General features: G+C 65.4%; 12 protein-coding genes and 1 pseudogene. 8 read left to right on the top strand and 5 right to left on the bottom strand.

The window, feature by feature from the left end:
• The first annotated feature begins 2 nt into the window (after nucleotides 1-2).
• The 4 genes from ABIC21_RS04995 to ABIC21_RS04980 all read left to right on the top strand — a co-directional run bounded on the left by ABIC21_RS04995 (nucleotide 3) and on the right by ABIC21_RS04980 (nucleotide 3,085).
• The gene (locus ABIC21_RS04995; RefSeq protein ID WP_354349314.1) at nucleotides 3-1,199 is read left to right on the top strand and encodes an ABC transporter ATP-binding protein; all 1,197 of its coding nucleotides are present in this window, start codon (nucleotides 3-5) and stop codon (nucleotides 1,197-1,199) included.
• Between the two features lie 167 nt (nucleotides 1,200-1,366).
• On the top strand, nucleotides 1,367-1,678 hold the full coding sequence (locus tag ABIC21_RS04990; protein WP_354349313.1) for a putative quinol monooxygenase: 312 nt from the start codon (nucleotides 1,367-1,369) through the stop codon (nucleotides 1,676-1,678).
• Complete coding sequence (locus ABIC21_RS04985) at nucleotides 1,678-2,208, top strand: gluconokinase (RefSeq protein WP_354349312.1); 531 nt, start codon at nucleotides 1,678-1,680, stop codon at nucleotides 2,206-2,208. Before ABIC21_RS04990 ends, ABIC21_RS04985 begins: the two co-directional genes overlap by 1 nt.
• Nucleotides 2,209-2,602: 394 nt before the next feature.
• Nucleotides 2,603-3,085: a sensor histidine kinase gene (locus tag ABIC21_RS04980; RefSeq protein WP_354349311.1), complete on the top strand. Its 483-nt coding sequence runs from the start codon at nucleotides 2,603-2,605 to the stop codon at nucleotides 3,083-3,085.
• 34 nt (nucleotides 3,086-3,119) lie between these two features.
• Here ABIC21_RS04980 and ABIC21_RS04975 read toward each other — a convergent pair whose 3' ends face one another.
• The 5 genes from ABIC21_RS04975 to ABIC21_RS04955 all read right to left on the bottom strand — a co-directional run bounded on the left by ABIC21_RS04975 (nucleotide 3,120) and on the right by ABIC21_RS04955 (nucleotide 9,136).
• Nucleotides 3,120-3,590: a hypothetical protein gene (locus ABIC21_RS04975; RefSeq protein WP_354349310.1), complete on the bottom strand. Its 471-nt coding sequence runs from the start codon at nucleotides 3,588-3,590 to the stop codon at nucleotides 3,120-3,122.
• A 137-nt stretch (nucleotides 3,591-3,727) separates the two neighbouring features.
• A complete protein-coding gene (gene gad / locus ABIC21_RS04970; protein WP_354349309.1) occupies nucleotides 3,728-5,107 on the bottom strand; it encodes a glutamate decarboxylase in 1,380 nt (459 codons plus the stop codon).
• A 38-nt stretch (nucleotides 5,108-5,145) separates the two neighbouring features.
• Nucleotides 5,146-5,631, bottom strand: a complete 486-nt coding sequence (locus ABIC21_RS04965; RefSeq protein ID WP_354349308.1) for a hypothetical protein — start codon at nucleotides 5,629-5,631, stop codon at nucleotides 5,146-5,148.
• Nucleotides 5,624-7,000: a chloride channel protein gene (locus tag ABIC21_RS04960; protein WP_354349307.1), complete on the bottom strand. Its 1,377-nt coding sequence runs from the start codon at nucleotides 6,998-7,000 to the stop codon at nucleotides 5,624-5,626. The genes ABIC21_RS04965 and ABIC21_RS04960 overlap by 8 nt, the downstream gene beginning before the upstream one ends.
• A gap of 603 nt (nucleotides 7,001-7,603) precedes the next feature.
• Nucleotides 7,604-9,136: an FAD-dependent oxidoreductase gene (locus ABIC21_RS04955; RefSeq protein ID WP_354349306.1), complete on the bottom strand. Its 1,533-nt coding sequence runs from the start codon at nucleotides 9,134-9,136 to the stop codon at nucleotides 7,604-7,606.
• A 148-nt stretch (nucleotides 9,137-9,284) separates the two neighbouring features.
• Here ABIC21_RS04955 and ABIC21_RS04950 point away from each other — a divergent pair.
• From ABIC21_RS04950 to ABIC21_RS04935, 4 genes and pseudogenes are all read left to right on the top strand, one after another.
• A pseudogene (locus ABIC21_RS04950) lies at nucleotides 9,285-9,407 on the top strand (GNAT family N-acetyltransferase); the annotation flags it as partial.
• Nucleotides 9,408-9,700: 293 nt separating this feature from the next.
• Complete coding sequence (locus ABIC21_RS04945; protein ID WP_354349305.1) at nucleotides 9,701-10,618, top strand: fumarylacetoacetate hydrolase family protein; 918 nt, start codon at nucleotides 9,701-9,703, stop codon at nucleotides 10,616-10,618.
• Between the two features lie 26 nt (nucleotides 10,619-10,644).
• Nucleotides 10,645-11,403 (top strand): SDR family NAD(P)-dependent oxidoreductase, encoded by a 759-nt coding sequence (locus tag ABIC21_RS04940; RefSeq protein ID WP_354349304.1) that lies wholly within the window; start codon nucleotides 10,645-10,647, stop codon nucleotides 11,401-11,403.
• Nucleotides 11,404-11,490: 87 nt separating this feature from the next.
• The gene (locus ABIC21_RS04935; protein WP_354349303.1) at nucleotides 11,491-12,162 is read left to right on the top strand and encodes a FadR/GntR family transcriptional regulator; all 672 of its coding nucleotides are present in this window, start codon (nucleotides 11,491-11,493) and stop codon (nucleotides 12,160-12,162) included.
• The last annotated feature ends 63 nt before the right edge of the window (nucleotides 12,163-12,225 follow it).

The raw sequence follows: 12,225 nt of genomic DNA, 5'->3' as shown, positions 1-12,225 counted from the left end.
TCATGGCAAAGCTCTCACTACGCAACATCAGCAAGCGCTTCGGGGACACCCGGGTCATCCACGACTTCAGCGCCGACGTCGACAACGGAGAGTTTCTCGTCCTGCTCGGCGCGTCGGGTTCCGGAAAATCGACCCTGCTCCGCATTATTGCCGGGCTCACCGATGCCAGCGCTGGCGACATCATCTTCGACAACCTCCGCGTGAACCGGCAAAGCCCGCGCGAACGCGACATAGCCTTCGTCTTCCAGTCCTACGCGCTGTATCCGCACCTGACAGTCCGAGAGAACATTGCCTTCCCGCTGGCCCTGGACAGATTCAAGGCCTGGCACCACATCCCGGGCATCAGCGCGATCGCGCGCCGCATCTTTGGCTCGTCCAAGGACATCGTCGAGCGGGTCGCCGGTGTCGCGTCAATGCTGGAACTGGACGAGTACGCGAACCGCAAGCCCGGGGGTCTCTCGGGCGGGCAGCGCCAGCGCGTGGCCCTGGCACGCGCCCTGATCCGTAATCCTTCGATGTTCCTGCTCGACGAACCGCTGTCCAACCTCGACGCCAAGCTCCGGGCTGAACTCCGCGGCGAAATCGTCCGGCTGCACAGGCTGACCGGGAAGACCTTCGTCTACGTCACGCACGACCAAGTCGAGGCAATGACCATGGCCACCCAGATCGTCATTCTCCACAATGGCATCGTGCAGCAGCACGCCACCCCGCAGGAGATTTACGCGCGTCCCGCCAACACGTACGTTGCCCGGTTCATCGGCAGCCCGCCCATGAACCTGATGACCGCGACCGTGACCGACGGGTGCGCAGAACTCGGAGGGCTTCGGCTCCCGGCGCCCGCAGGATTCCGGCTCAGGACCGGCACGGTGACCCTGGGGCTGCGCCCGGAAAGCCTCACGGTCACCGCCGACCTCGGCGGGCATGGTCTGGCGGGAACGGTCCGGAGAATTGAGGACCTGGGTGCGGACACCCTGATCGGAGTCCGACCCGACCCGGCCCTGGACCTGAAACTGTGGGAGCTCAACCAGGACGAACTCATCTGGATCCGTCAGACAGGACAAACCCGACTGATCGCAGGAGATGCCTGCACGATCATCCCCGAGACCAGACTGGCCAGCTACTTCGCCAGCGATACCGGTGTGAACCTGGCATCATCCGACCAGATCTCAGACGCCGGAATGCTGCCCTTGCGCGGCTAGCCTGCGCCACGACGAAATATCTCCGATCCCCCGCAGCACAGAGCAGCGGTCTCCGCGGGCCGACGGCGTTCATCCGCCGTCGGCCGCCCGCGCCGCCGGCTTCAGACCATCCAAACTTTTGGCATTTTCAAGCAAAGCTTGATCTCACACACAAGGAAAATTCACCGATGTCCATCATCGTCACCGCAGTCTTCACTCCCACCGACGGCGCCTTCAACAAAGTCGTCGACGCCCTATCCCCGGCCATAGCGGAAGTCCACCAGGAACCCGGCTGTCTCCTTTACGCCATCCACGCAGCGCCGAACGGCCAGATTGCCATGATTGAGAAATGGCAATCAGTGGAACTGCTCGAGGCTCACGGCGACGGTGTCGCAGTCAAGCGGCTCAACGCTGCACTTGAGGGGCTGTTGGAAGCGCCGGTAGAAGTCACCCGCCTGACGGCCATCCCGGCAGGAACAGAAAGCCAGGGGGCGCTCTAATGATGCGTCCGATCGTCGTCATGGGCGTCTCGGGCGCGGGCAAGTCCACGGTTGGATCCGCCCTCGCCGCTCGGCTAGGTGCCGTGTTCAAAGACGCCGATTCCCTGCACCCGTCGGCCAACGTCCGGAAAATGGCCTCGGGCACTCCCCTGACGGATGAAGACAGATGGCCCTGGCTCCAACTGGTGGGCACGGCGCTTTCTGCTGAGTCCCCCGGTGGGGTTGTCGTAGCTTGCTCGGCCCTCAGGCGCAGATACCGGGACGCGATCCGGGCCATTGCCCCGACCACGACATTTGTCCTGCTGAACGTCGCGACGCCGGTGCTGCAAGAGCGCCTGCCCATGCGCCCCGGACACTTTATGCCGGCCTCCCTCCTCACATCTCAGCTCGAAACACTCGAACCGCTCGAATCAGATGAAGCAGGGTTAACCGTCACCTCGGAGGAAGGGATCGAGTCAACCGCAGAGCTGATACTGCTCCAACTCGGAGCTCGTCCAATTGAGCCACCTGCAGGCCTCCATCGGGGATGACACTGTTGTATCGACATGGACCGGCGGGCTGGCGGTCATCTTCAGAAGCCTATGCCCGCCGAGGTACCGGACCAGGAACGCGCGTCGTCCGCAGGTCCCCGCCAATAGCGGCACCGGGCCTTCGCGCCGTCGTCGTTCAGCCCTTCTTGGGCCTGGCGCGGAGCTCCGCGAACAGGGATCGGAAATGCTCTTTGTCGGCCTTCGTGGGCTTGGCAATCTCCATGTGCCGCCTTTCGTTCGGGCCGGGATGCCACACCAAAAAAACTAGGGCACGTCCTGCCCGGCAGGGGCTTCGCCGTGCCACGACGCTCACAGCTGACGACGGCGAGGACTCCCGCCGCTATGCTCGGCGCGTCACAGGAAAAAGCCAACGACACAAGCGCACAGTAAGAACATGAAATCACTACTCAGCGATGAAGTCGTCGCCGTACGTGGCGTCCTCACCGATACGCACCCGGTCGATTTTCATGCCCTCGGGCTCACCGGCGCAATTGACCGTTTGACCCTTCCCCTCCGCAAACGCGGCACCGTGGTTCATCTGGAGACTCCGCACCACGCGATGGAAGTGGACCGGCAGTCCGCAACGCTTCTGTACCGGGCGGCGCAGGAGCTCCTCAGCAACGTCTATAAATTCGCCCAGGCGTCAGCTGTGACGGTCCGGCTCGGTTGCGTCACCCACGGCATGAGCCACGGCGTTCAGCTCAAAGTGACCGACGACGGCGGCGGCTTCGACGTGTCGGCAGCCATGATCGGCCGGCACACCGGCATGGGACTGCGGCTCATGCGCGTGGCCGTAAGCCTCGCTGGCGGAGAGGTGATCATCGATTCGTCCGCCGCCGCAGGAACCTGTGTGACGGTAACACTGCCCCTGGACTAGGGTCGGCCGCCCCGCTTTTCTGCCCTTGATTGCCTCAGGTCCGGGCCTCTGCGGGGCCGGCGTCCGCGGCGGGGTTCGCGCCGCTGGTACGCCGTGCATTCACGGACGGCGCCGGCTCCTCGTCGGCAGGCCGGAAAAAGCGCCAGGCCGCCACTCCCGCGGTCACCGCGACGGCTACCGCCCCGGCAACCAACCAGGCTTTCCCGGAAGCCGTCCGCTTCGACTTGGCCGGCGCGACTTTAGGTGCGACCCGCTGCAGACCCTCGTGAACACGGGGAGTCAGAGTTTCCACTCCTACCGCGAGCTCGTCAGCGAGCCGCCGCAGTCCGGCCTGGATCCTCGGGGACGCGGATTCAATCCCGGTATCGAGCCCCGCGATCGCTTTTTGAAGTGCCGCCTCGACCCCGGGAGTGGCCCACTCCTTACCCTTCGAGAGCTGGGACTTGAGATTCTCGGAAAGATGCCGGACCTGATCGGCCTGCACTGTGGGTGTTGCGGTGCGCATGAGTGCCTCCTTGGTGTGATGGATGCCCATAGCCTACGGCCCCCGGCGCCGTCGAAACAGGCCCCTCCCCGGGTACAGCGCGGCGTGCCGCTGTCTGACGCGGCTCTGCACGCCTGGTGGGTCGGGGTCGCAGTGGGTCAATGGCCGGGTCCGGTGATGATCTTGTTGCGTTCGGATTCGTGCGCGCCGCCCTTCTTGGCCAGCGTGGAGCACGCCTCTTCGATGTCCCGGGCGAGCGTGTCGACATGCTCGCGGCTCATCGTCTGCTTGACCAGGGCCCGCATGATCGTCACGTTTTGGGCGTTCGGGGGCAGGGTATATGCCGGCACCATCCAGCCGCGCTCGGCCGAGAGTTGCCAGGCGATATCGAACTCGTCATAGCCGGTGTCGGCAGCGAGCCGGAACGCGACCAGGGGAAGCTGCTCCTCGCCGGGGCCGATAATCTCGAACCGGCCCATGGCTTCCAACTTCTCGGCGAGGACGCGGGCGTTGGTCTGCATGTCCCGCATGATGTAGGTGTAGCCGGCGCGGCCATAGCGCACAAAGTTGTAGTACTGGGCGATAACCATCGACGAGCCGGTGGAGAAGTTCAGGGTGAAGGTCGAGTCGGTCTTGCCGAGGTAGTTCTCCTCGAAGACGAGGTCCTTGGCCAGGTCGGCCTTCTCCCGGAAGATCAGCCAGCCGATGCCGGGGTAGACCAGTCCGAACTTGTGCCCGGAGACATTGATCGAGCGGACCTGCTCGAGCCGGAAGTCCCACTTGGAGTCGGGGTAGAGGAAGGGCCAGACGAACCCCCCGCTTGCCCCGTCCACGTGCAACGGCACATCAAGGCCCCGCTCGCGCTTGATCCATAGCAGCAGGTCGTTGATCCCGGCGATGTCGTCCTTGTGTCCGGTGAACGTCGTACCCAGCACGGCTGCGACGCCAATGGTGTTCTCATCGATATGGGCCTGCACGTCTTCCGGGCCGATCGTGTACTTCCCGGGCTGCAGCGGCACAATCCGCGGCTCGACGTCGAAGTAGCGGCAGAACTTCTCCCACACGACATGCACGTCGCCGCCGAACACCAGGTTGGGGCTCGACGTCGACGCGCCGGCCGCCTCCCGACGCTTGCGCCAGTTCCACTTCAGGGACAGGCCGCCGAGCATGATCGCCTCGGACGATCCCTGGGTCCGGGCTCCCGTCGTCTCGCCGGGCGCGTGGAAGAGGTCGGCGAGCATCCGGATACAGCGCTGCTCGATCTCGGCCGTGCGGGGATATTCGGCGTGGTCGATGAAATTGCGGTGCAGGTTCGCGGCGATGATCCGCTGGGCCTGCGGTTCCATCCATGTCGTCACGAAGGTCGCCAGGTTCCGGGCCGGATCACCCTCCAGCGCCAGGTCCTCCGACACGAGCCGCAAAGCGTCCTCAGCAGGAATGCCGGTTTCCGGGAACTCCCGGCTCGGAACCTCCTGGGTGACGAATCGGTTGCCAAACAGGGCTACGTCGGCATCCGCCGGCTGGAAATTTGCTGACATCACTTCTCCTTCAGAAACTGGCGAAAAGAGGTTACGGATCAGTTCCCCGGCCCGCAGGAACCGAGGCATCGGTGGATTCCGGACTCAGCATCAGCCACGGCGCTTGAAACGAGGAAGGCGATGGAACCCAGAGCGTCGGGTCGCCACACCCGCTGCTCGGTCGGCTCCGCACTGAGATTGTCCCGCAGGGCGTTTCCCGTACTCCAGTTGAACCACAGCTTGCCGGCAAGTTGAACCGCGCCGGCGGGCCAAACGAGATTCCGCGGCGCCCACACCCACAACGAACGGCGCCGCGTGGCACCCACGGCCGCGAGCGCGTCTACGGCCTCGCGGTACTGCAGGAACGCCGCACCGGTGAAGAACAGCGAACCGACGAAGAATGTAGCCGCACACAAACGCAATCCCACAGCCTCGACATAGGACGGCACCGCCCCCAGGGCGAACAGACTCGAGCCAACGATGAACAACCAGGCGACCCACCGGTCCCGTGCGGTCGAACGGCCCGCGCTCGGGATCTCAGTCATGGTCGGCCCTCGAAGGAGGCCGATGTTGGACGTTGCCGACATCGTCAGGCGCCACGGACGCCGTCGGGCCCGGGACCGGAAGGACATTGGTGATCACGAAGGCCACCGCCACAGCCACCACCACCTGGGGTGTTACCGCCACACCGTCCACACCCAGCAGCAGCGTGGCCAGCAGCGTCGACGTCAACGGCAGCCGCAGCATGGCTGCGCACATGGCTCCCATGCCCATGCCGATCCCTGCCGCGAGATTCATTCCGGGCAGCCCACTCGCAGCAATGCCGAGCGCCGCGCCGATGAACATCGACGGGAACACCGGCCCGCCACGAAATGCGCTCAGCGAGAGCCCGTAGACCAGGGTCTTACAAGCGATCAGCAGGACCAACACAGCAAACGAGTAGTCCGCGGCGTGTTCGACCAGCTCCGGAAGCGCATCCTGCCCCGAGAACAACACCTGCGTGAAGCTGTGCCCGGAGACCAGCTGGTACGCCATCGCGGTGAGACCGATCAGCAAGCCGAGCGCCGACGTCACCAACACCCGGTTCAGGTGCACGACCGGGCGCAGCGACAGCGCGACCCAGCGGATCAGCCATCCCAGGAGCGCGCCGACCGCCCCCATGACCACCGCCCAGCCCATCGTCGCCAACGTCGGCGCCACCGCGGGCGGCACCACGGGCAGCGCCAGCGAGAAGCTGCCCAGCCCGGTCCAGCCGTCCAGGCCGACGAACACCAGCGCCCCGACGCCGGAAGCGATCAGTCCGGGCAGGGCCACCAGGCTCAGCGTCATTCCCCCGATCCCGGCGGCTTCCATGATCAGGAAGGCACCGAGCACGGGAGACCCGAGCAGGGTACTGATCGCCGCGAAGCTGCCGGCCGACGCCATGATCGTCAGGGACATCGGCGGAGCGTCCTTCTTCACCAGGTGCACGGCCAGCGCCCCGAGTCCGCCACCGATCGCGATCAGCGGCCCTTCGGGCCCGAGTACCGCACCCAGGCTGAGAGTGGTCAGCGCCGCGAGGACGATCCCCGCGAGCTCCCGGCCGCTGGGCGGACCGCCGCCCGTCTTGAATCCGAATGCCGGTGAGTGGCCCCCGGTTCCTGGCAGGTACCGGATGGTCAACGCCGTTAACAGCCCACACAGCACCAACCATGGAACCGGCCACCACGCAGGAGCAGGACCCCCGAAGATTTGATTGGGCAGCCCGACGAAGACGTACCGCTGGACCGCCGCGACCAAAGCGAGAAATCCGTAGGCCATGATCGAGATGGGAACGCCCAGGACCGCTGCCAGCACCAGCGCAGCCATGTACGGCCTGGAACGAATCACGGCGACCGGGTCGATGCTGGGTGCCGAGGCGGCAGGCTCGCTCATTTCCGGCAAGCCTGCGCTCCTGTGACTCCGGTACCCCCGATGAAAGGAGGCGCCGAGAGGACCGAGGGAACGGGTTCGGTGCGCCGGTGGTAACCGTTGATCATCCCTCTCCTTCCGCTGGCCGTCCGGTACACGGCGGGAGCCATTAGTGAGGTCTCACAAGCGATACAGGCGGTCAATCACACGTCCGCCAATTTAGCGCTCCAAGCGGGGGCAGTCATCACCCAAAGCGGGTGAACGGGAACCAAGAGCGGTAGTACAGACACTCTCGGTATTCTGAAAGACGTCAAGCAAGCGGCCGTCAGTCGCACATCCGTTGGACGCCCGCCACGGACCCCGCTGCCCGTACCTGACAGCGAGGCGGGCCGCGTGACCGGGAGGGTCAGCCCAGGGCGCGGGGAACAAGATATTCCACACCTTCTGAAGGTGGCCTCTGGTGCCGACAGAAGACCATGTGAAGTTACGCCAATCACTGCGGCAGATCCACGCAATAGGCGGACCAGCTGCCGCCGGCGAGCTCCTGAACCTCATCGATCACGAACTCCAACGGCGTGCCCACACTGAACAATGGGGGCACGCCGCAGGGACCAGCCCGGGACCGGGCTAAAGGAGTTCATCCCCGGTAAGGGGGCGGGGGGCGAGGTTGGTGCTGGCAGGACCCTGAATGACCGTGCCGTCGGTGGCAAACCGCGAACCGTGGCAGGGGCAGTCCCAGGTCGCATCGGCCAAATTGAACTCGACAATGCAGCCCAAATGCGTGCACGTCGCCGAGACCGACAGCACTCTACCGGCCGGATCAGCATAGACGGCGATCCTTTCGCCATCCCGGTCGATGACTGCGCCTTCCCCCGGGGCAGGAACGATGGGAGCACCCTCATCTTCCCGGGCCTGCGCCACATGCTGTGGCCCGGGCGGAAGTGAAACGCTCTGAAGCGCGGCCGGCGTGGCCTCGGCCCGTGGCGTCCGGGTGCTGTCGAACATACGCGCCCAAGGATTCGCCCGGCCGTACAAGCTATCGGCCAGGACCAGGGCCGCCGCGGAGCCGTTGGTCAGGCCCCACTTCCGCAACCCGGTGATCACATGGATGTGGGTGGAATCCGGGGACATGAGGCCCACATACGGGAGGCCATCTACGGAAATGCTGTCCTGGGTGGACCAGCGGAACAAGGGCTCATGCGTGCCGAGACGGTCACGGCTGAAAGCTGTCAGCCGGCGATATCTCTCTGCCGTGTCGCCGGGTTCCTCGGGCCGGTGGCCTTCGCCGCCAGCGAGCACGTAGCTGGCGCCATCGATCTCTACAGCCAGAATCGAGCGCATCGGCTCGTCGACACTGATATAGGTCCCCTCCAGCTGAGGGGAACCCGCCCGGCTCGCGACGAGGTAGGAACGGTGCAGGAAGGACTTCTCAGCAAAACTTCCGTGGTCGCCAAAGGGCACATTGGTAGCCACGATTACATCCCGTGCGCGGAGCGAACCCCGCTCTGTCGCCACCACAACCGGTGACCCGTCCCGGAGCGCAAGGGCCCTGGATTCCTCAAACACAAAACTGCCGCCGCCGTCGACCGCTCGGGCCAGGCCCTGCACGTATCTCACGGCGTGGATCTGCACCTGGTCGTCAAAGCGGACGGCTCCCCTGACGGCGAAAGGCAGCGGCACATCGGCGGTAAAGACGGAAGGAAGGCCGAGCCGGGCGGCCAGCGCCGCCTCCTGCCGGACGAGGTTCAGGGCCCCGTCCGTTTCCGCGTAGGTGAAGTTAGATACGCGGCGGAAACCGCAGTCAATACCCTCGTCCGAGACGACGCGGGCGATGTGCTCGATGGCCGCCTGGTTCGCCTGCCCGTAGCGGCGCGCCGTGTCGGGGCCGTGGCGCCCGGCAAGCTCGGTGTACACCAAGCGATGCAGGGAGGTTACCTTGCCGGTCGTGTGCCCAGTGACGCCTGTCCCGACGCGCGCCGCCTCGATAACCGCGACCGATTGACCAGCACGCTTTAAGGCCAGCGCTGCCGTCAGACCCGCGACGCCACCGCCGATCACCGCGACGTCGACGTCGAGGTCGGTACTGAGCGAGGGATAGCCCGTGCCGGCAGCGGTGGCAAGCCATAGGGAAATGGCCTGCCCTTGCAACATCCCACTCATAACAGCCCCCTTCTAGGAGCACACCATACTGCGGCGAACAGCGCGCTGTCCCGCGGTTCCACCGGAGCCAGCGGCCAGCTCAGCAGTCAGGGCAGCAAGGACGCTGACCGGCGCCGAGGCGGTCGCGCTGGCGCACAGCAGCGACCTACGATGGGCCCCCCACGTGGACCGGCTCGACGTGTGGTCGGTGTGGTGCATCCGGGTGCGACCCGGGCATCGCGGCGAGGGAATCTCCCACCAGCTACTGAAGGGCGCCGTCGACTTCGCCCGATTTGCGTGCTGGTGCGCCTGGATCTCACCGGGGCCTCGAGGGACCGTGCAGGAGACGCGCTCCCCCGCTGAATGCCGGTTCATCCATGGACCCAAAGCGTGGTTTTGCGAAGCCCAAAACAAGCAAGACATCGGATGTATCCTTGCCGATTTTCAGATTGCCACTACAATTGCTTGAAGCGACCAGGCGGTGAGTCGATCAGGCCCGCTAATAACTCCGATGTTTGCAGTGTTTCGACGTTCACGACAATGTGCGACACACGCTGACGAAGCGCCCGAAGGGATACGACAAGAGTGAAAATCGCACGGCTGGGTCCAGCAGGGCATGAAATACCAGTCATCTACGCAGCGGCGGGGAACGGCGGGGAAGAGGCGTATGACGCGAGCAGCATCACCGCCGACATCGACGGCGCATTTCTAGCTGCCGACGGGGTCGCCCGGCTTCGCGCCGCCTTGGCGGCGGGCGCCCTGCCCGTCTTGTCCGGGGCAGCCGGTCTGCGGATAGGAACTCCGCTCGCCCGGCCCAACAACGTGATTTGCATCGGCATGAATTATGCGGCCCACGCCGCGGAGTCGGGGGCCGCTGCGCCCGAAACTCCCGTGGTCTTTCTGAAACCGAACAACACCGTCACCGGCCCCAATGACGACGCCCCGATACCGCCGGGCAGCCGCAAGTACGACTGGGAAGTCGAGATGGGGATCGTAATCGGCAGGGAAGCCAGCTACCTGGGCAGTCCCGCAGAGGCGATGAACGCCGTCGCGGGCTACCTCGTCGCCAATGACCTCTCCGAGCGTGAGTATCAGCTTCCCGGCGCCGCCGGGCAGTGGACGAAGGGCAAATCACTGCCTAAGTCCACACCGCTGGGGCCCTGGCTGGTGCCGGCCGATGAAGTGGACGCCGGCAACCTTCGGCTGCGCAGCTGGGTGAACGGCGAAGAACGCCAGGATTCGAGCACCGCGGACCTGATCTTCGACGTCGCGACGGTGGTGCACCACGTGAGCCAATATATGCTGCTTGAACCGGGGGACGTCATCCTCACCGGGACCCCGGAAGGCGTGGCCCTCTCCGGCCGTTTCCCTTACCTGCAGGACGGCGACATCGTCGATCTCGAGATAGAAGGCCTGGGCCGGCAACGTCAGACATACGTGAGCACCCCCGTCCCGCGAGCACCTGTCCGGGCCGGCACCACACCCGCACCCGCACCGAAGTAGCCACCAGTTCCAGTAAGGAGGCCCGCATGGGCCAGGAAATGAACGGACTCGTCGCCGTCGTCACCGGTGGAGCATCCGGGATCGGCGCCGCCATTGCCGCCCGCCTGCAGGAGTTCGGCGTCAAAGTTGCCGTGCTGGACCTCCGCCCCACCGGACTGCCGGACGGCCAACTCGGCCTGGTATGCGACGTCGCCGACGATGCGTCCGTTCGCGAGGCCATCGAGGCGGTGCGAGCCTCGTTTGGGCGACTGGATATCGTTGTCAACAACGCCGGCATGGGGGCCCAGGGCACCGTGGAGGATAACGACGACGGCGAATGGCACCGCGTCTGGGACATCAACGTCGTCGGGATGGTCCGAGTTACCCGTGCCGCCCTGCCGCTGTTGCGCAGGTCGCCGTCGGCCGCCATCGTCAATACATGCTCCATTGCCGCCACCGCCGGGCTACCCCAACGTGCCCTCTACAGCGCCACCAAAGGGGCTGTGCTCTCACTGACCCAGGCCATGGCTGCTGACCACCTGCGCGAAGGTATCCGCGTCAACTGCGTCAACCCCGGCACCGCGGACACGCCCTGGGTCGGGCGGCTGCTGGACGCCGCCGTCGATCCCGAGGCCGAACGCGTGGCCCTGAACGGGCGGCAGCCGCATGGCCGGCTGGTCACTGCGGACGAAGTCGCGGGCGCCGTTGTCTATCTGGCGAGCCCGCTCTCCGGTTCCACGACGGGTACCTCCCTGGCCGTTGACGGAGGCCTCCAGGCACTTCGGCTGCCCGCGGCCAGGCACTGAGGACTAGGCGCCTCCGATGTTCCGTTCACGACGCTACCCTGCCCCGGCGTGGGTCAAACCAAAATCCTGTCCGAGGGGATGAGGCTCATGACCGTAACCGATGAAGCGATTCTGAAGATCAAGGAAATGATCCTCGATGGACGGCTCACTGCGGGAGAGCGCCTACCTCCGGAGAAGGAACTCAGCGAGCAGCTCGGGTTGTCCCGGAGCTCGCTGCGCGAAGCGGTCAAGGCCCTGGAAATCATCCGCGTTCTCGATGTGCGACGGGGCGACGGCACCTACGTGACGAGCCTGGAGCCACGGCTGCTGTCAGAAGCGATGGCTTTCATCGTAGACCTGCACCAGGACACCTCAGTACTCGAGCTCTTCGAGGTGCGTCGAATCCTGGAGCCGGCAGCTGCATCCATCGCCGCCAGCCGGATCAGCGCTGACCAGCTGGCCCTGCTCAGGGCGAGCATGGCCACAGTCCGGGAAGACACCTCGGTAGAGGAACTGGTCTCCCACGACCTGGAATTCCACCGCATCATTGCCCATGCCAGTGGCAACAGCTACCTCGCGAGCCTCCTGGATGGCCTCTCCAGCGGCACCGTGCGAGCCCGAGTCTGGCGTGGCCTGACCGAGGAACGCGCGGTGGCACGAACCGTTGACGAGCATGCCGCCATCGTGGAGGCGCTGGCTCGCGGCGACGGCGACCTCGCCCGGGCCTTGCTGACGGTCCATATCTCCGGCGTCGAGACCTGGCTCCGCGAAGCGGTCTGAAAAGCCCAGCGAAGCGGCTTAAGAACGGGATGAGACCTGTGCCGTGACGGCGCCGGGGATGGT

It is taken from the genome of Pseudarthrobacter sp. PvP090 (assembly GCF_040547365.1).
Lineage (GTDB): Bacteria > Actinomycetota > Actinomycetes > Actinomycetales > Micrococcaceae > Arthrobacter.
Note: the sequence above shows the minus strand (reverse complement) of the source record. Positions and strands in the feature narration are given on the sequence as shown.